Raw genomic sequence first — 21,785 nt, 5'->3', positions numbered from 1 at the left:
CGGGCTCCGCGGCTCAGGTCGTCAGCACGCGGGACTCGCCGATCGCCAGGTCCCACAGGTCGGCGCGGTCCCGCCCGGCCGCCTCCCAGGCCGCACGGGCCTCCAGCACCGGCGCGAGCAGCGGCTCGCCGGACAGCACGAACGTCCCCCAGTGCATGGTCGCCATCCGGCGCGCGCCCACGTCCGTGCACGCCCGTACGGCCTGCTCGGGGTCGACGTGCGCGGCCTTCATGAACCAGCGGGGCTCGAACGCGCCCACCGGCATCAGGGCCAGGTCGATGCCGCCGGGGTAGCGGGCCCCGATCTGGGCGAAGCGCTCGCCGTACGCGGTGTCCCCGGCGAAGTAGATCGTCCGGTCGTCGCAGGCGATCACCCAGCCGCCCCAGAGCGTCCGGCAGGTGTCCCAGACCGACCGGCGGCTCCAGTGGTGGGACGGGACGAAGTCGAACCGGACGCCGCCGACCCAGGCGCTCTCCCACCAGTCGAGCTCGGTGACGTCGCGGAACCCGCGCCTGGTGAACCAGGACCTCAGTCCTGCCGGGACCAGGACGGGCGTGTCGCGCGGCAGCCGCCGTACGGTCTGCGCGTCCAGGTGGTCGTAGTGGTTGTGGCTGATCACCACGGCGTCGATCCGGGGCAGGTCCGCCCAGGCGACGCCGGGCGGGGTGAGGCGGGGGCGGACGCCCGGGATCTTCCTCGCCCATACCGGGTCGGTCAGGACGGTCAGCCCGCCGATCTGTACCACGTACGTCGCGTGCCCCACCCAGGTGACGACCGCGTCGGTCCCGGCCGGGCGGGGAAGCCCGTCCCGGTGGACCGGGATGAGGTCGGCGTCCCCGACGTCGGGCCGGAGCGTGCCGTGCCAGGCGACCGCCAGCAGTTCCTGGAACGTGGGGATCGGCGAGGTCAGCCGGTCCTTGAAGCCGCCCGGCCAGGTCCGCTGCGGCGCGGGCGACCGGCCCGGCCGCAGCGGGGGCGCCGGGCGGGTGCGTGCCGGAGACGCGGGAGGCGGCGCGGGCGCGTGGCGCACCGGGCCTGTCGGGGAGACCGGGGAGACCGGGGACACCGAGGGGGCCGAGGGCACCGGGGACACGGCGGCCGGGGGCGTGCGCGGGGCGGGAACCGCGACGGGCGTCCCGGGCCCGTTCCCCGGGGACCCGGTGGCGCGATCACCTCGCGGCTCTCCCGGGGCCCTGCCCAGCCGTCTCAGGGCGCGTACCGGCCCCGCGGCGAACCGGGCCGACCAGCCGGAACGTCGGCGCGGCTCGCCCGGGAGGACGGGCTCCTCGGCGACGCGTGAGGCGGTCTCGGGGTGGGATGTCGGCGACATGGGCGGCCCCCTTCGGTCATCGTCGGCTCACCCTCTGTTGATCCCCTCACACGGGAATTCATTCCTTTTGCGGGGGTCCATTCCGCGAACCCCGGGACCACCAGGGCGATCTGCGGACGTAGTTGCCGTCCTCCAGGTTCGCCAGCCGCTCGAAGACGTTCCAGGACGCCTGGTTCCCGCAGACCAGGACGGAGACGACCACCGCGAGGAGGTAGAGCGGGAGCATCGGCAGGCCCACGCAGAGCATGTACTGGGAGGCGTGCCGGTCCTCGTGCCGCAGCAGGGCCTCGGTGAGGTACCCCTCCTCGTGCCGGGTCAGCACCACGTTCCCCACGGTGAAGGCCGAGGCGATCGGGAACCGGAAGCGATAGCCGTACGCGAGGATCAGCCCGTCCGGTCCCGGGGCCGGCCGGGCGCGGCCGAGGCGCGCCACCAGCAGCCCCAGGGGCGTCGACAGGTTGATGTAGTTGAGTGTTCGCCGTACCCGGTGGAACCGCCGCATATCGGGATTGTGCGTCATCCGGATGCCCCGCGGTAGCGCTGTCGCGCCACGGAGCCCTCCCCGGCTCAGGAGACGGCGGGAGCGCCCGGCGGGGCGGGCGCGGGCGGCGGGGGCGGCAGGGGCGGGGCGGAGGGGTCGGGCGGGGTGGACGCGCCGGGGGCGGCGGACGGGCGGGGCCCGTACCCGTGCTGGGTGAGCAGCCAGGATCCGCCCCCGGCCGACGGCGCCAGCAGCACCCCGGCCGTGATCGCGACCAGGCCGCCGTAGAGGTAGACGTACCCGGCCACGTCGTCGGCGATGACCAGGTCGCCCTCGGGCCGTCCGGCGGCCCAGATCACGGTGATCAGCGTCCAGCCCGCCGCGAACGCCAGGGACACCGACTTGCCGCGCGCCATCCGGCCCGCCCCGTAGGAGATCGCGAACAGCAGGGCGACGCAGCCGAGGGCGGAGACGGGGACGGGGACGGCCCCGACCGACCAGGAGTGCTGGAAACCGCAGAGCAGGCCGACCAGGAACCCGAGCACGGCGAGCACCGCGCAGGCCGCCACGGTGACGACCGTCTCCGAGGGGCTGCGCACCACCGGCACCTGCTCCATCACAAGCACCGAGGCTAGTGGATACCGGCGAAGAGGTCGTCCTCGCGGTCGTACGGCTCGCCGAGCCCTCCCGTCTCGATCGGCGCTCCGGCTCCCGGGGGGCCCGGCACGCCGGAGGCCAGGATGAAGTGCTCCACCCCCAGCACCTCCTGGCCGACGGTGTTGGACAGGGCGTACCAGGGCGGGACCACGCTGATCTGGGTGGCGTGCGCGCGCATCGCGTCGATCTTCCGGCCGAGGTGGGCGCGGGCGTCGATCTCGGTGGTCACCTCCTCGTCCGCGCAGCCGAACGGCAGGTCCTCGACCGCCTCGGCGAGGAAGGGCGTGTCGCTGTCGCGCAGGGCCTCCGCGCTCCTGCGCAGCACCGACCGGGGGACGGCGGTGTGGTAGAACTTGGCGACCCGCCACAGCCCCGTCCCGCCGGTCACCGGTGTCCCGCCGGGTGCCGCGACTTCACCGGAGGCGGGGTTCCCGTCGGAGGCGGGTGGCTCATCGAAGGCGGGGGCCGGGACGAAGGCCGGGTCGGCGGCCAGCTCGACGGCGCGCCGGGAGACGCGGTGGGCCTGGATGTGGTCGGGGTGGCCGTAGAAGCCGTTCTCGTCATAGGTGACCAGGACCTGCGGCCGGACCTCGCGGATGATCGCGGCCAGCTCGCCCGCGGCCTCGTCCAGGTCGGCCCGCCAGAAGGCGTTCGCCCGGTCGTTGGAGGCGACGCCCATCATGCCGGAGTCGCGCCAGCGGCCCGCCCCGCCCAGGAACCTGTGGTCGGTGACGCCGAGCGCCGCGCAGGCCGCGGCGAGCTCCCCCACCCGGTACGGGCCCAGGGCGTCGTCCCGGTCCGCGGCCAGGTGGGCCAGCTCCGCGGGGATGACCTCCCCCTCCTCGCCGAGGGTGCAGGTCACCAGCGTGACGTGCGCCCCCTCCGCGGCGTACCTGGCCATGGTCGCCCCGGTGCCGATCGTCTCGTCGTCCGGGTGGGCGTGCACGAGCATCAGGCGCCGATCCGTCAGCCGCTCCGTCATGGGTCGAGGGTACCGACGCCGATTTCACCCGACATATCGGGATCCGGTCGGTGCCGTGGCCGCGAGAGCACGAGCCGGGCGGGACGGAGCTGGCAAGATGGCTCGTATGAGTGAGACCTTCCCTCGCCTGCACGCCAGAACCCGCCGCTTCACCCTCGGGGCGCCCCGGGGGTTCACGATCGCCCCGGGCGGCGACCGCGTCGTCTTCCTGCGCACCCGGGGCGGTTCCGACCCCGTGACCTGCCTGTGGGAGTACGACGTGCTCAGCGGGGAGGAGCGGCTCGTCGTCGACCCGCGCGACCTGGCCGGGGGCGACGAGGACCTGCCGCCCGAGGAGCGGGCGCGCCGGGAGCGGAGCAGGGAGCAGGCCGGGGGCATCGTCGGGTACGGCACCGACGCCGCGGTCACCGTCGCGGCGTTCGCGCTCGCCGGCGGCCTGTACGTGGCGGACCTCGCGAGCGGGCGCGTACGCCACCTGGAGACCGCCGGGCCGGTGATCGACCCGCGCGTCTCCCCCACCGGCGCCCACGTCGGCTACGTCACCGGCGGCGCGTTCCACATCCAGGACCTGCGGGACGGGGTCGACCACGCGCTGGCCCGTCCCGAGACGGCGGAGGTCACCTACGGCCTGGCCGAGTTCGTGGCCGCCGAGGAGCTGGACCGGATGCGGGGGTACTGGTGGTCGCCCTCCGGCGACGCCGTGCTCGTCGAGCGGGCCGACGAGTCCCCGGTGCAGCGGTGGTACATCGCCGACCCGGCCAACCCGGCCCGGCCGGCCGTCGAGCAGCGTTACCCCTCGGCCGGGACGGCCAACGCCACGGTCGAGCTGTTCGTGCTCACCCTGACCGGGGCCCGCGTCCCCGTGCCCTTCGACGACGAGTACCTGGTCAACGCCGTCTGGGACGCCCACGGCCTGTCGATCGTCACCATGACCCGCGACCAGCGGACGATGCGGCTGCTCGCCGTCGACCCGGCCACCGGCGCCTCCACCGTGGTGCGCGAGGACACCGACCCCGCCTGGGTCGACGTGGTCACCGGCGTCCCGGGCCACCTGTCCGACGGCCGCCTGGTCTGGGCCGTCCACTCCGAGGGCGGTCACCGCCTGATCGTCGGCGACGAGCCGGTCACGCCGCCCACCCTGCAGGTCCGCGAGATCCTCGACGTCGACGGCGAGACCGTGCTCTTCCGGGCCAGCGGCGAGCCCACCGAGATCGCCGTGTGGGCCTACCGCAACGGCCGGATCACGCTCGTCAGCCCGCCCGAGAGCGGCGTCTACAGCGGCCACACCGCGGGCGGCACCCTGGTGCTCACCGGCCAGACCCTGACCGGCGAGGGCTCGGTCACCCGCGTTCTGCACAACGGCAAGCCCCGCGGCCACATCGCCTCGCACGCCGACCGTCCCGGCCTGGACCTGCGGGTCTCCCTGATCAGGACGGGCGAGCGCGAGCTGTCCACCGCCGTGCTCCTGCCGTCGGGCCACGTGCCCGGCTCGGCCCGGCTCCCGGTTCTGATGGACCCGTACGGCGGGCCGCACGCCCAGCGCGTGCTGGCCGCGTCCGGGGCGCACCTGACCAGCCAGTGGTTCGCCGACCAGGGGTTCGCGGTGGTCGTGGCGGACGGCCGCGGCACCCCGGGCCGGGGCCCGGAGTTCGAGCGGGCCGTCCTGCACGACCTGGCCGGGCCGGTGCTGGAGGACCAGATCGACGCCCTGCACGGCGCCGCCGCGCGGTTCCCCGACGACCTGGACCTGTCGCGGGTCGGCATCCGGGGCTGGTCCTTCGGCGGCTACCTGGCCGCGCTGGCCGTGCTCCGCCGCCCCGACGTGTTCCACGCGGCCGTCGCCGGTGCCCCGGTGACCGACTGGCGGCTGTACGACACCTGCTACACCGAGCGCTACCTGGGCCACCCGGACGAGGGGCACTACGACTCCTCGTCGCTGTTCGGCGACGCCGAGAAGCTGGACCGCCCGCTGCTGCTGATCCACGGCCTGGCCGACGACAACGTGGTCGCCGCGCACACCCTGCGGCTCTCCTCAGCCCTGCTGGCGGCGGGCCGCCCGCACACCGTGCTGCCGCTCTCGGGCGTCACCCACATGACCCCCCAGGAGGTCGTGGCCGAGAACCTGCTGCTGCTCCAGGTCGACTTCCTGAAGAAGGCGCTGTCCTGAGGCCTTCCCGGGAAGGATCCGCGCCTCCCCGGGTATGACCAGTCCCTTCCCGGGGAGGACCCGCGCCTTCCCGGGAAGGTCACCGTCCGGACGTCCCCGCCCGTTCGCGGGCGGGGCCGGTCGGCGTCAGTGGTTCCGACCGGGAGGGTGGGGGAGGGTGTGGCCCTGCCGGGGGTCGTACGGCTGCGGTGCGGCGTGCCCCTGCCAGGGGTCGTGCCCCTGCCAGAGGTCGTGGCCTTGCGGGGGGTAGGGCTGCTGAGCCGGCGCCTGGTGAACCGGAGGCTGCGGGGCGGGGGGTTGCTGAACCGGGGGCCGCGGGACGGCCGGCGGAACGTACGTGGTCCTGCGCTCGGCGGCTCCGCAGGCGGCTCCGGCGACCATCAGCCCGATGCTCCCGAGCGCGAAGACCTGTGCCCGTTGCATGTTCGCGGGTTCGTCGTCGTCGAACGTCCACATCAAGGCGAAGATCAGCATCAGGGAACCGAAGGTGAGATAGAGGATGCGGCCTATACCCATGGGGCGAGAGTGTAGCTTCCGGCGTCAGAGGACCTTCGGCCCCGCGGTGGCCCGGAGGTCCGGGGCATCGTCGTGACCGGACGTGCCGTGCCAGCTCCCCCACAGGGCCGCGTACGAGCCGCCCGCCGCCACCAGCTCGTCGTGGGAGCCCAGCTCGCTGATCCTGCCGTCCTCCACCACCGCGACCCGGTCGGCGTCGTGGGCGGTGTAGAGGCGGTGGGCGATCGCGACCACCGTACGCCCCTCCAGCACGGCGGCCAGCGAGCGTTCCAGGTGGCGGGCGGCGCGGGGGTCGATCAGCGAGGTGGCCTCGTCCAGGACCAGGGTGTGCGGGTCGGCCAGCACCAGCCGGGCCAGGGCGAGCTGCTGGGCCTGGGCGGGCGGGACGGACTCGCCGCCGGAGCCCACGACCGTGTCGAGCCCCTCGGGCAGGGTCTCGACCCACTCCCATGCCTCGACCGCCTCCAGGGCCTCGCGGACCCGCGTGTCGTCGGCCTCCGGGCGGGCGATCAGCACGTTGTCGCGGACGGTGCCCCGGAAGATGTGGTGCTCCTGGGTCACCAGGGCGACGTGGCCGCGCAGGTCCTCCAGGGGGAGCTCGACCAGCGGGACGCCGCCGACCGTGACCGAGCCGGTGCGGGGGCCGTGGACGCCCGCGAGCAGGCGGCCCAGCGTGGACTTGCCCGCCCCGGACGGGCCGACCATGGCCAGCCGCTCGCCCGGCTCGACCACCAGGTCGATGTCGTGCAGCACGTCGTGGCCCTCGCGGTAGGCGTAGCGGACGCCGTCGGCCCTCAACCGGCTGCCCTCGGGCCTGGCCGAGCCGGGCTCGCGGTCGTCGGGCACCTCGGAGACGCCCAGCAGGCGGGCCATGGAGGCGCCGCCCACCTGGAGCTCGTCGATCCACATGAGCAGCCGGTCGAGCGGGTCGATGAGCTGCTGGACGTAGAGGGTGGCCGTGGTGACCTGCTCCAGCGAGGCCCAGCCCCGGATGTAGAACAGGCCGCCGACGACGAGCGTCGCCACGACCGGGATCACGTAGCCGAGCTCGACCGCGGGGAACCAGACCGTGCGCAGCCTCATCGTGTAGCGCTCGGCCGCCCAGGACCGGGCGATGTCGGTGTCGGTGCGCCGGTGCCTGCGCTCCTGCAGGCCCAGCGCCTCCACGGCGCGGGCGCCGGTGACGGTCTCGGCCAGCCCGTCGGTCATGTCGGCGTACGCCGCGCTCTCGCGCAGGTACCCGTCCCTGGCGCGCTTGAGGTACCAGCGGGTGGAGATCCACAGCAGGGGGACGGCGAGCAGCGAGGGCAGCAGGAGCAGCGGCCCGACGACGGCCAGGGCACCGATGGTGATCACGCAGGTGACCAGCGCGATCAGCGTCTCGGGCACGGCGTGCCGCACGGTGCGCGAGAGCGCGTCGACGTCGCGTGAGGTCCGCGAGATCAGGTCGCCGGACCCGGCGCGCTCGACCGTGGAGAGCGGCAGGCCGAGCACCCGGTCGACGAACTCCTCGCGCAGCTCGGCGAGGACCTTCTCGCCGAGCCGGGAGGAGGCGTACACCGCGAACCTGATCAGCACCGCCTGGGCGATCAGGAAGGCGCCGATGCCCAGCGAGACCGCGGTGACGTCGACGCCGGCGCCGCTGTGGAGCCCCTGCACGAGGCCGCCGAGCAGCCACGGCACCGCCAGCCCGGCGACCGCGGCCAGGCCGTGCAGGGCCAGCGCGCCGAGCAGCTCGCGCGGGTACTTCAGGGCGAGCCTGCGGGCGTAGGCCCGCACCTGCGCGCGGTCGGCGACGGGCAGGACCTGCCTGCTCATGGTGTCTCTCCCCGGGTGACGACGGCGGTGTATCCGGGGTGGGCGGCAAGCAGGTCCCGGTGTGAGCCCTGGGCGCGCACGACGCCGCCCTCGACGTAGACGACGTGGTCGGCGCGGTCCAGCACCAGCGGGCTGGTCGTGCAGACCAGGGTGGTCCGGCCGGCGCGGGCCTTGGCCAGCCGGTCGGCGATGCGCGCCTCGCTGTGGGCGTCGACCGCGCTGGTGGGTTCGACGAGGACGAGCACCTCGGGGTCGAGGACGAGCGCCCTGGCGAGCCTGAGCCGCTGCCGCTGGCCGCCGGAGAACTCCCGGCCCGCCTCGGCGACGCGCCCCTCCAGGCCACCGGGCAGCGCCTCGACGATGTCGGTGGCGCACGCCGCCCACAGGGCCTGGGAGATCTCCTCGGCCGAGGCCGTGCCGGTGACGTCCAGCTCGTCCCGCAGCACGCCGGCGAAGAGCAGGGCGTCGTTGTCGGCGACCAGGATCCGGCGCCGTACCTCCGAGACGGGCAGGCCGTCCAGGGACACGTCGCCGAAGTCGACGTCGCCGTCGTCGTAGCGGCCGAGGCGGTCGGCGATGGCCGCGGCCTCCTCGGGGACGGCCGCGGCCAGGGCGGTGAGCATGCCGGGGCGTACGGCGACCCCGGAGGCCACGTCGCGCAGCAGGCCGCCCTCGGACCGGCCGGTGCCGCCCTCGATCTCGGGCCGCAGCGAGAGGATCCGCACCACCCTGCGGGCCGCGACATGGCCCTTGGTCAGCTTGTCGGCGGTCTCGGTGAGGGTCCGCATGGGGCCGATCAGGAAGGTGGCGTAGCCGTAGAAGGCGACGAGCTGGCCGACGCTGATCTCGCCGCGCTGCGCGAAGGACGCGCCGAGCCAGGTCACCCCGGCGATCAGCAGGCCGGGCAGCAGGACCTGCGCCCCCTCCAGCACCGACTCCACCGCGGCCACCCGCACGCCGGCGTGGCGCACCCTCTGGGACTCGGTGCCGTAGCGGTCGGCGAAGACCCGCTCGCCGCCGATGCCGCGCAGCACCCGCAGGCCCGCGACGATGTCGGCGGCGCGGGTGGACAGGTCGCCCTGCAGGTCGCGGTGGGCGTTCTGGCGCCGGTGCAGCGGCTTGAGCAGGGGGGCGACCGCGCCGGCCATCAGGGGCAGGCCGACCAGGACCGTCAGGCCGAGCGTCGGCGAGGTCCTGATCAGGATCACGGTCACAGCGGCGATGGCGACGACCGCGCCGACGCCGCGGAGCAGGATGTCCATCGCGTTGCCGATGTGGGCGATGTCGGAGTTGCCGACGCTGACCACCTCGCCGGTGGACATCCGCCTGGGCAGGGTCGCGCCCAGCCGGGTGGACTGCCTGACGGTGACCTGGACGGTCCGGTAGGCGGCGCTCAGCCAGTTCAGGACGGCCATCCGGTGGCGCAGGACGCCGGTGACGGCCTGCGCGACGCCGAGCGCGAGCACGACCCCGCCCCAGGTGAGCAGGCCGTGCGGGTCCCCGGCCCGGAGGGCGTCGATGCCGTTGCCCACGGCGGCGGGGACGAGCGCCATGGTGAGCCACCACAGGGTCGCGTACAGGGTGCCGAGGAGCAGCGGCCTTCTCTGGGTACGGGCGATCCACCGCAGGTAACCGATCGGGCTGCGGGCGTCGGGAACGCCGGGATCGGCGACGGGTAGGGAGCGCATGGCCCTGCCAGCCTGACAAAGTCCGTCCTCGTCAGGCAAACCATTTACTGACAGCGAGCGCGTCAATCACGGTTGACATCGGGGCGACGTCAACTTAGATTGACACCATGAGCGATACGGCACAGCTGGCCTCCGACGCCGGCAGCCGCGATCCGGCCGTGGGCCTCAGGGCCGTGCGGGCGCTGCGGACACTGGTCGACCGGCTGGAGGCACTCCAGGTGGAGAACGCGAGGGAACAGGGCTGGTCCTGGCAGGAGATCGCCCACTGCCTGGAGGTCACCAGACAGGCGGTCCACAAGAAGTACGCGGGCGGCCGAGGGCTGCTGAGAAGGGACAGATGACCATGTTCGAGAGATTCCATCACGAGGCCCGCCAGGCGGTGACCCTCGCGCAGGAGAACGCGCGCCGCCTGCGGCACGAGATCATCGGCACCGAGCACATCCTGCTCGGGCTGCTCGGGCTGCCGGGCAGCCTGTCGGCCCGGGTGCTGGTCCGTCACGGCCTCGACCACGACGCGGCCTTCCGGGCCGTCGCCCGCCTGTCCCCGCGCAGGCCGGGCGCGGCCCTGGACGCCGAGGCGCTGGAGACGATCGGCATCGACCTGGCGGCCATCAGGGAGAAGGTCGAGGCCGCCTTCGGCCCCGGTGCCCTGGACCGCGAGCCCGCCCCCCGGCGCGGCCGGCTGCTCGGCGGGTCGCACATCCCCTTCAGCCCCCGCGCCAAGAAGACCCTGGAGCTGTCGCTGCGCGAGGCCGTGCACCTCAAGCACAACTACATCGGCGACGGCCACATCCTGCTCGGCATCCTGCGCGAGGGCGAGGGCCTGGCCGCCCGCGTCCTGAAGGACGCGGGCGTGGACGCCGCGGCCCTGCGGCGGGAGGTCGTCGCCGAGCTGGACTGAGATCCCGCCGGCCCCGCCGCGCCTCCGGCCGGCCAGAAGGCCGGCCGGCGGGGCCGGCCGCGGGCCGATCGGGCTACCGGGAGGCCCGCAGGTAGTCGTGGTTCATCTGGGCGATGGTGTCCAGCGGGATGCCCTTGGGGCAGACCGCCGTGCACTCCCCGGTGTTGGTGCAGCCGCCGAAGCCCTCGGCGTCCATCTGCTCGACCATGGCCCTGGCGCGGGAGTCGCGCTCGGGCTGGCCCTGCGGCAGCAGGCTCAGGTGGGTGATCTTCGCGGCGGTGAAGAGCGAGGCCGAGCCGTTCGGGCAGGCCGCGACGCAGGCGCCGCAGGAGATGCAGGTGGCGGCGTCGAACGCCGCGTCGGCGTCGTCCTTCCTGACCGGGACGCTGTGCGCGTCCGGGGCCGACCCGGCCGGGACGGAGATGAAGCCGCCCGCCTGGATGATCCGGTCGAACGCCGAGCGGTCCACGACCAGGTCCTTCACCACCGGGAAGGGCGCGGCGCGCCACGGCTCGACGGTGATGACGGCCTCGTCCTCGAAGTGCCGCATGTGCAGCTGGCAGGTGGTGGTGGCCACCTGCTCGCCGTGCGCGACGCCGTTGATGACCATCCCGCACATGCCGCAGATGCCCTCGCGGCAGTCGTGGTCGAAGGCGATCGGGTCGTCGCCCTCCAGGATGAGCCGCTCGTTGAGGACGTCGAGCATCTCCAGGAAGGACATGTCCGGGGACACGTCCTGGACCCGGTAGGTGACCATCCGCCCGGTGTCGTCGGGGTTCTTCTGCCGCCAGACCTTCAGGGTGAGGTTCACTTGTAGCTCCGCTGGCTCATCGTGACGTACTCGTAGTCGAGATCTTCCTTGTGCAGGACCGGGCCGTTCTCGGAGTGCTCCCAGGCGGCGACGTAGGCGAAGTGCTCGTCGTCGCGCAGGGCCTCGCCGTCGGCGTCCTGCGACTCCGCGCGGAAATGGCCGCCGCACGACTCGGTGCGGTGCAGCGCGTCGACGCACATCAGCTCGGCCAGGTCGAAGAAGTCGGCCACCCGGCCGGCCCGCTCCAGCGCCTGGTTGAGCTCGCCCGCCTCGCCGGAGACCTTGACGTTCCTCCAGAACTCCTCGCGCAGCTCGGGGATGCGCTCCAGGGCCTTGCGCAGCGACTCCTCGGTGCGCTCCATGCCGCAGTAGTCCCACATGAGCTTGCCGAGCTCGCGGTGGTAGGAGTCGGCGGTACGGTCGCCGTCGTTGGTCAGCAGGGCGTCGATCCGCCGGCGCACCCCGATCTCGGCCTCGGCCACGGCCTCCTCGTCGACCTCCCCGTAGGGGCCGTTCGCCAGGTAGTCGCCGATCGTGGTCGGCAGCACGAAGTAGCCGTCGGCCAGGCCCTGCATCAGCGCGGACGCGCCGAGGCGGTTGGCGCCGTGGTCGGAGAAGTTGGCCTCGCCGATCACGAACAGGCCCGGGATCGTGGACTGCAGGTCGTAGTCCACCCACAGTCCGCCCATCGTGTAGTGGACGGCCGGGTAGATGCGCATCGGCTGGGCGTAGGGGTCCTCGCCGGTGATGCGCTCGTACATCTCGAAGAGGTTGCCGTACTTCTTCTCCACGGCGGCGCGGCCCAGGCGGCCGATCGCGTCGGCGAAGTCGAGGTAGACGCCCAGGCCGCCGGGGCCGACGCCGCGCCCCTCGTCGCAGACGTTCTTGGCGGCGCGGGAGGCGATGTCACGCGGGACCAGGTTGCCGAACGCCGGGTAGATGCGCTCCAGGTAGTAGTCGCGCTCGGCCTCGGGGATCTCCGCGGGCGGGCGGGCGTCGCCCCGCTCCAGCGGCACCCACACCCGGCCGTCGTTGCGCAGCGACTCCGACATCAGGGTCAGCTTCGACTGGTACTCGCCGCTGACCGGGATGCAGGTCGGGTGGATCTGGGTGTAGCAGGGGTTGGCGAACATCGCGCCGCGCCGGTGCGCCCGCCAGATCGCCGTGGTGTTGCAGCCCTTGGCGTTGGTGGACAGGAAGAACACGTTCCCGTAGCCGCCGGTGGCCAGCACGACCGCGTCGGCCAGGTGCCGCTCGATCTCGCCGGTGACCATGTCGCGGACGATGACGCCGCGCGCCCGGCCGTCGGAGACGATCAGGTCGAGCATCTCGTGGCGGGTGTGCATGGTGACGGTGCCCGCCGCGATCTGCCGCTCCAGCGCCTGGTAGGCGCCGAGCAGGAGCTGCTGGCCGGTCTGGCCCCGGGCGTAGAAGGTCCGCGAGACCTGGGCGCCGCCGAAGGAGCGGGTGTCGAGCAGGCCGCCGTACTCGCGGGCGAACGGCACGCCCTGGGCCACGGCCTGGTCGATGATGTTCACGCTGACCTGGGCCAGCCGGTAGACGTTGGACTCGCGGGCGCGGAAGTCGCCGCCCTTGACCGTGTCGTAGAACAGCCGGTAGATCGAGTCGCCGTCGCCGCGGTAGTTCTTGGCCGCGTTGATGCCGCCCTGGGCGGCGATGGAGTGCGCGCGCCGGGGCGAGTCCTGGTAGCAGAACGAGGTGACGTTGTAGCCGAGCTCGCCGAGCGTCGCGGCCGCCGAGCCGCCCGCCAGGCCGGTGCCCACCACGATGACGTCGAGCTTGCGCTTGTTGGCCGGGTTGACCAGCTTGGCGCTGAACTTGCGCTTCTCCCAGCGGTCCTCGATCGGGCCGTCCGGCGCCTTGGTGTCGCGGATGGGCTCGCCCTCGGTGTACCTTCCGACCGGTCCGTTCACTTGATCACTCCGATCACGACGGCGGCCGGGACCGCCAGGAAACCGACCACCAGCAGCACCGACAGGCCGGTGGCCGAGGCCCTCAGCGTCCGGTAGCTGCGGCGGCTCGCCAGGCCGAGCGTCTGGAAGGCGCTCCACAGGCCGTGGCGCAGGTGCAGGCCGACCATGACGACCGCGAGCACGTAGAACGACGTCACCCACCAGCGCGACGGGGCGAAGCCCTCCACCAGGCGCTCGTACGGGGTGGAGGCGGTCCCGGCGGGGTTGGCCGTGCCGAACGTCAGGTCCAGCAGGTGGTAGATCAGGAACAGCACGATGACGACGCCGCCGTAGCGCATGGTGTGGACCGCGTACCCGTTCGAGCGGGACCTCCGCCTGACCGCGTACCTGACCGGCCGGGCCCTGCGCGCCCGCCGGGCCAGGGAGACCGCCGCCCACATGTGCAGCGCCACCGCGACGACCAGGCCCACCTCGACGATCGTCAGCAGGACGCGGCTCGGCAGCAGCGGCTCGCCCATGGTCCGCAGGAAGTCCGCGTACTCGTTGAAGGAGTCGGCGCCGAGGAAGCTCTTGAGGTTCCCGGCCATGTGCCCGACGAGGAAGAGCACCATCACGGCACCCGTGACGGCCATCACGACCTTGCGGCCGTTGGTGGAGGCCAGGAAGCCGCCCTTGCGCGCGGGCGGGGCGGGGCGGGCTCCCCCGGGGCTCTTCGCGGTGCCCTTCGAGGGGGTCACCTGCGCGGTGGCGGATCCGCGCTCAACAGTGGCAGTCACACACGTGACGCTAGGTAGGAGCCTTTACCCCCGTCCAAGTCATCATGGATGTGGTTTCCATAGCCTGTGGCTATCAGCGGTGCTTTGTCGCCTGTTCGGCGCCGTGCCCGCCCGCGGGGTGCGAGCAATCTCACATCCTCCCGGGCCCCGGCGCCCGCCCCGGATCCGCCCCCGGCCACCCGGTGCGCTATGGGGCCCGGGGCTCCGCGGGACCGACCCCCTACGCTGGAGAACGTGCAGTTCCAGCAGCTGGCCTACTTCGTGGCGGTCGCCGAGACCCGGCACTTCACCCAGGCCGCCGAGCGGATGCGCGTCGCCCAGCCCTCGCTGAGCAAGCAGATCAGGGCCCTGGAGGCCGAGCTCGGCGCGCCGCTGTTCAGCCGCGCCCGGGGGAACGTCACCCTCACCCCCGCCGGTGAGGCGCTGCTGCCGCTGGCCCGCCGGATGCTGGCCGACGCCGAGACCGCCAGGAGCGAGGTGGGCGAGCTGGCCGGGCTGCGCCGCGGCCGGGTCCGGCTCGGCGCCACGCCCTCGCTGTGCGCCGGGCTGCTCGCCGACGTGCTGGCCAGGTTCCACCGGACCTACCCGGGCATCGAGCTGTTCGTGGAGGAGGGCGGCTCCCGCGACCTGGTCCGCACGCTCGCCCGCGGCCAGCTCGACCTGGCGCTGATCATCATGCCGCTGCACAGCGACGACCCCGCCCTGGTCACCGAGGAGGTCCTGAGCGAGAACCTGGTCGTCGCCTCCCCCTCGGCCGGGCACACCCGCAGGCCGTACGCGCGCATCGAGGAGCTGCGGCGCCGGCCGATGGTGATGTTCCGGCGCGGCTACGACCTGCGCGAGGCCACGCTGACCGCCTGCCGGCAGGCCGGGTTCGAGCCCAGGTTCGCGGTGGAGGGGGGCGAGATGGACGCGGTGCTCCGCTTCGTGGAGGCCGGGCTGGGGGTCGCACTGGTGCCCTCGATGGTCCTGGACGGCCGCCCGGGGCTGACCGGGACGCCGCTGGCCCCTCCCGGGCTGCGCCGCACGGTCGCCATCGCGCACCGCAAGGACGTCGAGCCCACCCGCGCGGCCCAGGCGTTCCGGGCGACCCTGCTGCTGTTCCTCACCGACGCCGCCCGCGACGGCGACCTGCCCGAGGGCCTCGACCTGATCACCGACACGGGCACCGGCACATGATCGGCGCGGTCGCCGGCCCGTGAGCGGCGGGGCCGCGGGTCCCACGGGCGCTCCCCGGGGTGACGACGGTGACCTCATCGAGATCGGCCGGGTCCGGCGTATCGTTCCCGACATCTGGCAAGATGTGGAACGTCTCACACGGGCATCCTCAGTTACCGGACCATCGCACTATTCTACGTAGCGTCGATAGGTTCTCCGATCCCACGAAGAGGCGTCAGTGACCGCCCCCGCCAACGAAACGCTCACGCTGCTTCTCATCGAGGACGACGCGGGCGACGCCTTCCTCGTGGAGGAGCTGCTCAGCGAGGCGGAGCAGCCACCCAAGATCATCTGGGTGCGGACCATGGCCGAGAGCCGGGAGCGGCTGACCGACGACGTGCAGTGCGTGCTCGTCGACCTCTCGCTGCCCGACGCGACCGGCCTGGAGGCGCTGGAGCAGGTGCTGTCGATGGCGCCGCACGCCGCCGTGCTCGTGCTCACCGGGCTGAACGACACCCACGTCGGCGTGGAGGCCGTCGCCGCGGGCGCCCAGGACTTCCTGGTCAAGCAGGACGTGGAGGCCCGCCTGCTGGCGCGGGCCATCCGCTACTCCATAGAGCGCAAGCGCGCCGACCTGGCCCAGCGCAGGCTGGTCGAGGCCGAGCTGCTGACCAAGGAGAACTCCCGCCTGGAACGCGGCCTGCTCCCCGTCCCGCTGCTGACCTCGGACGGGCTGGAGCACCAGGCCCGCTACCTGCCCGGACGCAGGCGCGCCCTGCTGGCCGGTGACTTCTGGGACACCGTGCAGAGCCCCGACGGCGCCGTGCACGTGGTGGTCGGCGACGTGTGCGGGCACGGCCCCGACGAGGCCGCCCTGGGGGTCGCGCTCAGGATCGCCTGGCGGACCCTGGTGCTGGCCGGGCACACCGGCAACGACCTGCTGGCCACGCTGGAGTCGGTGCTCCGCCTGGAGCGCAAGTCCGCGGAGATCTTCACCACGCTGTGCATCGTCACGATCGACCCCGCACTCGACCACGCGCGGATGCACGTGGTCGGCCACCCGCCACCGCTGCTGATCCGCGACGGGGAGATCGGCGTGGTGCCCGGCACCCCCTCGGGGCCCCCGCTGGGCATCTTCCAGGGCATCGAGTGGTCGGCGATCGACGTACCGCTCGGGCAGGACTGGTCCCTGTTGCTCTACACCGACGGCCTGATCGAGGCCACCGTGGGCGGCGGGCCCGACCTGCTCGGCACCGAGGGCCTGCTCAGGCTCGTCCAGGAGGAGGGCGGCATCGAGCTCGACCGCCTGATCCAGCGGGTCATCGAGCTGAACCGCGACGCGCTCAGCGACGACCTGGCGACCGTCCTCATCTCCCGGAGCACGCGGCGGTGACCGGCCGTTCCGGCGACGCCAGCCCCCGCCCGCTCTCCGTCCCCGACTCCGGCCCTCCCGGAAGGTTCGGCCGGTTGCCGGTACGGCGCTGGTTCCTGCTCAGCGGGATCGGCATCGCGCTGGTCTTCATGATCTCGTCCGCCGTCACGATCAACGCGATCGAGGAGACGCGCCAGGCCAGGGAGGCCCTGGTCGACGTCGTCGACCCGGCGGCGCTGCGCACCCTGGAGATCTCCAACGCGCTGACCTCCCAGGAGAGCTCGGTGCGGGCGTACGGCAGGACCAACGACGACGCCTCCCTGGCGGCCTACCGGGACGCCATCGCCGCGGAGAACGTGGCGCTGGGCGCGCTGGCCGCGCTGGTCCCCCGGATGCCGGAACGCGAGACGGTCGGCGTCGAGGTGGACCGCCTCAGGACCGCCGGGCAGGACTGGCGGCGCGACTACGCCGAGCGGGTCGTCGCCGCGGTGCCCGTCCTGAAGACCGAGGCCGCCCGGGAGAACGCCGCCGTCAACGCCGCCCGGTTCAACGAGGTCCGCGCCTGTCTGACGACCCTGCAGGAGCACCTGAACCGGCTGCACGACAACGCCACCGCCCGGTTCGACGCCGGCTGGCAGGCCCTCTACATCGCGCTCATCGGGGTGGCGGTGGCGCTGCTGGTCGCCGGGGTCGCCGCGGTGCTCATCGTGCGCCACGCCGTGCTGCGCCCGCTGGCCGAGCTGACCGACCAGGTCCGCGCGGTGTCGCAGGGCGACTTCGACCACCGGCTCGCGGTGGAACGACCGGCCGAGCTGGCCGAGCTCTCCGGCCACGTCGACGCCATGCGCCGCCGCATCCTGTCGGAGTGGCGCCGGGCCTCCGAGACGCAGCGCAAGCTGGAGGACCAGGCCACCGAGCTCAAGCGCTCCAACGCCGAGCTGGAGCAGTTCGCCTACGTGGCCAGCCACGACCTTCAGGAGCCGCTGCGCAAGGTGGCCAGCTTCACCCGGATGCTGGAGCAGCGCTACGGCGACCAGCTGGACGAGCGCGCCAAGCAGTACATCTCCTTCTCGGTCGACGGCGCCAAGCGCATGCAGCTGCTGATCAACGACCTGCTCGACTTCTCCCGGGTCGGCAGGGCCGGCGGCGAGCGCGTCATGATCGACTCCGCGGTGCCGTTCAAGGCCGCGATGCACAACCTGGACGCGCCGATCGAGGACGCCGGGGCGACGGTGACCCACGACGAGCTGCCCGAGGTGCACGGCAACCGCGCCCAGCTCACCCAGCTGTTCCAGAACCTCATCGGCAACGCGATCAAGTTCCGCGGCCAGGACCCGCCGCAGATCCACATCGGGGTGCGCCGCGAAGGGGACATGTGGGAGTTCTCCTGCACCGACAACGGCATCGGCATCGACAGTAAATACACTGACCGCATCTTCCTGATTTTCCAGCGCCTGCACGGCCGGGACGCCTACGCCGGCACCGGCATCGGGCTGGCGCTCTGCAAGAAGATCGTCGAATATCACGGCGGCCGCATCTGGCTGGACACCGACAGGCCCGACCGGCCCGGCACGACCTTCCGCTGGACCCTTCCCACTGGAGACCCCGATGAATGACCTGCGCTGGATAGACGTTCTCCTGGTCGAGGACGACCCGGGTGACGTCCTGCTGACGCGGGAGGCGTTCGAGCTCAACAAGGTCCGCAACAAGCTGCACGTGGTCAACGACGGCGAGCAGGCCATGGCCTTCCTGCGCAAGGAGGAGGGGTACGAGGACGCGCCCCGGCCCGACCTGATCCTGCTGGACCTCAACCTGCCCCGAAAGGACGGGCGGGAGGTGCTGCAGGACATAAAGGCCGACGAGCGGCTCCGCGGGATCCCGGTGGTCGTGCTGACCACGTCGGAGTCCGAGGAGGACATCCTGCGCAGCTACAACCTGCACGCCAACGCCTACGTCTCCAAGCCGGTGGACTTCGACCAGTTCATCAGCGTGGTGCGGCGGATCGACGACTTCTTCGTCACCGTGGTCAAGCTGCCCAGCTCCAACCAGCACTACTGACGCGGGCTCCGGCGTCACACCCCTGCCTCCCGGTCCCCGCGGCGGGGACCGGGGGCACGGGTCGTACCGGGCGATCTCCACGCGATCCTCACCCGGCTCCCGCCCGGTTCTCGTCCGGTCCTCGTCCGGTCCTCGTGAGAGGCCGGCACAGCGGTCTCCCCGGCCTCCGAGACCTCCCTGTGATCATCCACCCCTTGAGAACCCGCAGGCGAGGAGCCCTGCCCCGCCAACGTGACAGGAATCACACCGGGTCAGTGAAATTGTGAGTGACCCCTCTGACACAAGCCCCGGGCTCCGTCGTAACGTATCCCCCACCAATATGCGCGCGCACGTGTGAGCCGGCGCGACCATGGCCCGACACGTGGCAGAACTGAAACGACCCGGACCCCTGGGCGAGCGGGGTCCGTGGGAGGTGGAGAGGTCTCGATGACCCAGACAACGGCCGAGAGCCCGGCCAGAAGACAGCGTGCGCAGATCAAGGAGCGCACCCTGCGAACGGACCAGTGGTGGCGCTATCCACTGGTCACATTCCTCATCTTCACGGCATTCATCGTCTACGCCACATGGGCGATCTTCGATAAGAGCTACTTCGTATCGCCGTACCACGCGCCCTTCGCGTCGCCCTGTCTGGCGACGAGCTGCCCGCCGGAGTCGCGGCTGTTCGGTCTCGCACCCTTCGGCGACTGGTACACCCTGCCCCCGGGGCTGCTGATCCTGGGCCTCCCCGCGGGCTTCCGCTTCACCTGTTACTACTACCGCAAGGCCTACTACCGCGGGTTCTGGCTCTCCCCGCCGGCGTGCGCGGTCAACGAGCCGCACAAGAAGTACACCGGTGAGTCGCGCTTCCCGCTGATCCTGCAGAACGTGCACCGCTACTTCTTCTACGCGGCCATCGTCATCGGCCTCATCCTGGCCTACGACGCGGTGAAGGCGCTGATCGAGCGGCCGGGCGGCCTGGGCACCTGGATCCTGATCGCCAACGCGATCCTGATCAACCTCTACACCCTCTCGTGCCACTCCTGCCGGCACATCACGGCCGGGCGCCTGAACCACTTCTCCAAGCACCCGATCCGCTACCGGGCCTGGGGCTTCGTCTCCAAGCTCAACGCCAGGCACTCGCAGCTCGCGCTGATCTCCATGTTCTCCGTCATGGGCGCCGACCTCTACGTCCGCCTGGTCGCCAAGGGCATCATCGCCTTTTCGTTCGCATAAGGATCACCTGTGGAAATCGAGCGTCACGAATACGACGTCGTCGTCATCGGCGCCGGCGGTGCGGGCCTGCGGGCGGCCATCGAGGCCCGTCAGCAGGGCAAGCGGACGGCCATCGTCTGCAAGTCGCTGTTCGGCAAGGCGCACACGGTCATGGCCGAGGGCGGCGCCGCAGCCGCCATGGGCAACGTCAACAGCGACGACAACTGGATGGTGCACTTCCGCGACACCATGCGCGGCGGCAAGTTCCTCAACAACTGGAGGATGGCCGAGCTGCACGCCAAGGAGGCCCCGGACCGGGTCTGGGAGCTGGAGGCCTGGGGCGCGCTGTTCGACCGCACCAAGGACGGCAAGATCAGCCAGCGTAACTTCGGCGGGCACGAGTACCCGCGGCTGGCCCACGTCGGTGACCGCACCGGCCTGGAGCTGATCCGCACCCTGCAGCAGCGCGTGGTCGCGCTCCAGCAGGAGGACGAGCGGCTGCACGGCGACGCCGAGGCGTACATCAAGGTCTTCCAGGAGTGCACGGTCACCCGCCTGCTCAAGGACACGGGCGTCGCCCCCGGCGAGGGCGGCGCGATCTCGGGCGCCTTCGGCTACTGGCGGGAGAACGGCAGGCTCGTCCTGTTCGACGCCCCCGCGGTCGTGCTGGCCACCGGCGGGATCGGCAAGTCCTACGTGGTCACGTCCAACTCCTGGGAGTACACCGGCGACGGTCACGCGCTGGCCCTGCTGGCCGGGGCGAAGCTGATCAACATGGAGTTCATCCAGTTCCACCCCACCGGGATGGTCTGGCCCCCCTCGGTCCGCGGCATCCTGGTCACCGAGTCCGTCCGCGGCGACGGCGGCGTGCTGAGGAACTCCGAGGGCAAGCGGTTCATGTTCGACTACATCCCCGAGGTGTTCAAGGACAAGTACGCCACCTCCGAGGAGGAGGCCGACCGCTGGTACGACGACCAGGCCAACAACCGCCGTCCCCCGGAGCTGCTGCCCCGCGACGAGGTCGCGCGGGCGATCAACTCCGAGGTCAAGGCGGGCCGCGGGTCACCGCAGGGCGGTGTCTACCTGGACGTCTCCACCCGCCTGCCGGCCGCGGAGATCGTCAGGCGGCTGCCGTCGATGTACCACCAGTTCAAGGAACTGGCCGACGTCGACATCACGAAGGAGCCCATGCAGGTCGGCCCGACCTGCCACTACATCATGGGCGGGGTCGAGGTGGACGCCGACACCGGCGCCGCGGCGGTCCCCGGGCTGTTCGCGGCCGGTGAGGTCTCCGGCGGCATGCACGGCTCCAACCGGCTGGGCGGCAACTCCCTGTCCGACCTGCTGGTGTTCGGGCGGCGCGCGGGCGCGGGCGCGGCGGCGTACGTGGACGCCCTGGCGGCCCGCCCGAGGATCTCCGAGGAGAGCGTGGCGACCGCGACCGCGGAGGCGCTGGCCCCGCTGGAGCGGTCGGGCGAGAACCCCTACGAGGTCCACCACGAGCTGCAGCGGACGATGAACGAGCTGGTCGGCATCATCCGCAAGGCCGAGGAGGTCACCGAGGCGCTCGAAGGGGTCGAGAAGCTCAAGGAGCGGGCCCAGGGCGTGGGCGCGGCCGGGAACCGGATCTACAACCCGGGCTGGCACCTCTCGCTCGACCTGCGCAACATGCTCCTGGTCTCGGAGTGCGTGGCCAAGGCCGCGCTGCTGCGCGAGGAGAGCCGTGGCGGCCACACCCGCGACGACTTCCCCTCCATGTCGGCCGAGTGGCGTACCAAGATCCTGCGTTGCGGCCTCACGCCGGACGGCTCCTCCGTCACGGTCGAGGAGCAGGTCCAGACCCCGATGCGGGACGACCTCATCGCGCTGTTCGACCGCGACGAGCTGAAGAAGTACATCACCCAGGAAGAGCTGGCCGCCTTCGACGCGCTGGCCAAGGAGTAAC

The 21,785-nt window shown here is 72.3% G+C and carries 19 protein-coding genes; 9 read left to right on the top strand and 10 right to left on the bottom strand.

Annotation, left to right across the window (positions count from 1 at the left end; translation table 11 throughout):
* Nucleotides 1-13 precede the first annotated feature (13 nt).
* From ACZ6RT_RS08760 to mshB, 4 genes are all read right to left on the bottom strand, one after another.
* Entirely contained in the window at nt 14-1,330 is a 1,317-nt protein-coding gene (locus ACZ6RT_RS08760; RefSeq protein WP_470152689.1) for an MBL fold metallo-hydrolase, read from the bottom strand.
* Nucleotides 1,331-1,388: 58 nt separating this feature from the next.
* Nucleotides 1,389-1,832 carry a hypothetical protein gene (locus ACZ6RT_RS08755; protein ID WP_399187960.1) on the bottom strand — a complete coding sequence of 148 codons (444 nt, stop codon included), beginning with the start codon at nt 1,830-1,832 and terminating at the stop codon, nt 1,389-1,391.
* A gap of 65 nt (nt 1,833-1,897) precedes the next feature.
* Nucleotides 1,898-2,428, bottom strand: a complete 531-nt coding sequence (locus ACZ6RT_RS08750; protein WP_470152750.1) for a DUF6113 family protein — start codon at nt 2,426-2,428, stop codon at nt 1,898-1,900.
* Between the two features lie 14 nt (nt 2,429-2,442).
* A complete protein-coding gene (gene mshB / locus ACZ6RT_RS08745) occupies nt 2,443-3,438 on the bottom strand; it encodes an N-acetyl-1-D-myo-inositol-2-amino-2-deoxy-alpha-D-glucopyranoside deacetylase (protein ID WP_470152749.1) in 996 nt (331 codons plus the stop codon).
* A 118-nt stretch (nt 3,439-3,556) separates the two neighbouring features.
* Between mshB and ACZ6RT_RS08740 the strand changes: the two genes are divergently transcribed.
* On the top strand, nt 3,557-5,617 hold the full coding sequence (locus ACZ6RT_RS08740; RefSeq protein ID WP_470152688.1) for a S9 family peptidase: 2,061 nt from the start codon (nt 3,557-3,559) through the stop codon (nt 5,615-5,617).
* Nucleotides 5,618-5,743: 126 nt separating this feature from the next.
* Here ACZ6RT_RS08740 and ACZ6RT_RS08735 read toward each other — a convergent pair whose 3' ends face one another.
* From ACZ6RT_RS08735 to ACZ6RT_RS08725, 3 genes are read right to left on the bottom strand one after another with little or no spacing between them, the layout of a single operon-like run.
* Nucleotides 5,744-6,133, bottom strand: coding sequence for a hypothetical protein (locus ACZ6RT_RS08735; protein WP_399187964.1), 390 nt, complete (start codon nt 6,131-6,133; stop codon nt 5,744-5,746).
* A 24-nt stretch (nt 6,134-6,157) separates the two neighbouring features.
* On the bottom strand, nt 6,158-7,951 hold the full coding sequence (locus ACZ6RT_RS08730; RefSeq protein WP_470152687.1) for an ABC transporter ATP-binding protein: 1,794 nt from the start codon (nt 7,949-7,951) through the stop codon (nt 6,158-6,160).
* Nucleotides 7,948-9,639, bottom strand: a complete 1,692-nt coding sequence (locus ACZ6RT_RS08725) for an ABC transporter transmembrane domain-containing protein (protein WP_470152686.1) — start codon at nt 9,637-9,639, stop codon at nt 7,948-7,950. Before ACZ6RT_RS08725 ends, ACZ6RT_RS08730 begins: the two co-directional genes overlap by 4 nt.
* 107 nt (nt 9,640-9,746) lie before the next feature.
* Here ACZ6RT_RS08725 and ACZ6RT_RS08720 point away from each other — a divergent pair, with 107 nt between their 5' ends.
* Together ACZ6RT_RS08720 and ACZ6RT_RS08715 are read left to right on the top strand one after the other, a co-directional pair.
* Nucleotides 9,747-9,980, top strand: a complete 234-nt coding sequence (locus tag ACZ6RT_RS08720) for an RNA polymerase subunit sigma-70 (RefSeq protein ID WP_344902477.1) — start codon at nt 9,747-9,749, stop codon at nt 9,978-9,980.
* A gap of 2 nt (nt 9,981-9,982) precedes the next feature.
* Nucleotides 9,983-10,540 carry a Clp protease N-terminal domain-containing protein gene (locus ACZ6RT_RS08715; protein ID WP_470152685.1) on the top strand — a complete coding sequence of 186 codons (558 nt, stop codon included), beginning with the start codon at nt 9,983-9,985 and terminating at the stop codon, nt 10,538-10,540.
* A gap of 73 nt (nt 10,541-10,613) precedes the next feature.
* Here ACZ6RT_RS08715 and ACZ6RT_RS08710 read toward each other — a convergent pair whose 3' ends face one another.
* The 3 genes from ACZ6RT_RS08710 to ACZ6RT_RS08700 are packed head-to-tail and all read right to left on the bottom strand — an operon-like array spanning nt 10,614 to nt 14,061.
* Nucleotides 10,614-11,351, bottom strand: coding sequence for a succinate dehydrogenase/fumarate reductase iron-sulfur subunit (locus ACZ6RT_RS08710; RefSeq protein ID WP_470152684.1), 738 nt, complete (start codon nt 11,349-11,351; stop codon nt 10,614-10,616).
* Nucleotides 11,348-13,285 carry a fumarate reductase/succinate dehydrogenase flavoprotein subunit gene (locus ACZ6RT_RS08705; RefSeq protein ID WP_399187974.1) on the bottom strand — a complete coding sequence of 646 codons (1,938 nt, stop codon included), beginning with the start codon at nt 13,283-13,285 and terminating at the stop codon, nt 11,348-11,350. Before ACZ6RT_RS08705 ends, ACZ6RT_RS08710 begins: the two co-directional genes overlap by 4 nt.
* Nucleotides 13,282-14,061 carry a succinate dehydrogenase cytochrome b subunit gene (locus ACZ6RT_RS08700; protein WP_399187976.1) on the bottom strand — a complete coding sequence of 260 codons (780 nt, stop codon included), beginning with the start codon at nt 14,059-14,061 and terminating at the stop codon, nt 13,282-13,284. Before ACZ6RT_RS08700 ends, ACZ6RT_RS08705 begins: the two co-directional genes overlap by 4 nt.
* Nucleotides 14,062-14,295: 234 nt before the next feature.
* On the opposite strand from ACZ6RT_RS08700, the gene ACZ6RT_RS08695 reads away from it, so the two are divergent.
* The 6 genes from ACZ6RT_RS08695 to ACZ6RT_RS08670 all read left to right on the top strand — a co-directional run bounded on the left by ACZ6RT_RS08695 (nt 14,296) and on the right by ACZ6RT_RS08670 (nt 21,784).
* The gene (locus tag ACZ6RT_RS08695; protein WP_399187978.1) at nt 14,296-15,240 is read left to right on the top strand and encodes a LysR family transcriptional regulator; all 945 of its coding nucleotides are present in this window, start codon (nt 14,296-14,298) and stop codon (nt 15,238-15,240) included.
* 217 nt (nt 15,241-15,457) lie between these two features.
* Nucleotides 15,458-16,612, top strand: a complete 1,155-nt coding sequence (locus ACZ6RT_RS08690) for a PP2C family protein-serine/threonine phosphatase (RefSeq protein WP_399187980.1) — start codon at nt 15,458-15,460, stop codon at nt 16,610-16,612.
* Nucleotides 16,609-18,207 (top strand): sensor histidine kinase, encoded by a 1,599-nt coding sequence (locus ACZ6RT_RS08685; protein ID WP_470152683.1) that lies wholly within the window; start codon nt 16,609-16,611, stop codon nt 18,205-18,207. Before ACZ6RT_RS08690 ends, ACZ6RT_RS08685 begins: the two co-directional genes overlap by 4 nt.
* Nucleotides 18,200-18,649, top strand: coding sequence for a response regulator (locus ACZ6RT_RS08680; protein WP_344902498.1), 450 nt, complete (start codon nt 18,200-18,202; stop codon nt 18,647-18,649). Before ACZ6RT_RS08685 ends, ACZ6RT_RS08680 begins: the two co-directional genes overlap by 8 nt.
* Nucleotides 18,650-19,075: 426 nt before the next feature.
* Nucleotides 19,076-19,861 carry a hypothetical protein gene (locus ACZ6RT_RS08675; protein ID WP_399187984.1) on the top strand — a complete coding sequence of 262 codons (786 nt, stop codon included), beginning with the start codon at nt 19,076-19,078 and terminating at the stop codon, nt 19,859-19,861.
* Between the two features lie 9 nt (nt 19,862-19,870).
* Nucleotides 19,871-21,784: a fumarate reductase/succinate dehydrogenase flavoprotein subunit gene (locus ACZ6RT_RS08670; protein ID WP_470152682.1), complete on the top strand. Its 1,914-nt coding sequence runs from the start codon at nt 19,871-19,873 to the stop codon at nt 21,782-21,784.
* The last annotated feature ends 1 nt before the right edge of the window (nt 21,785 follow it).

It is taken from the genome of Streptosporangium sp. NPDC050148 (genome assembly GCF_055586505.1).
The sequence above is the reverse complement of the archived record's forward strand: the minus strand, read 5'-3'. Positions and strand labels throughout refer to the sequence as shown.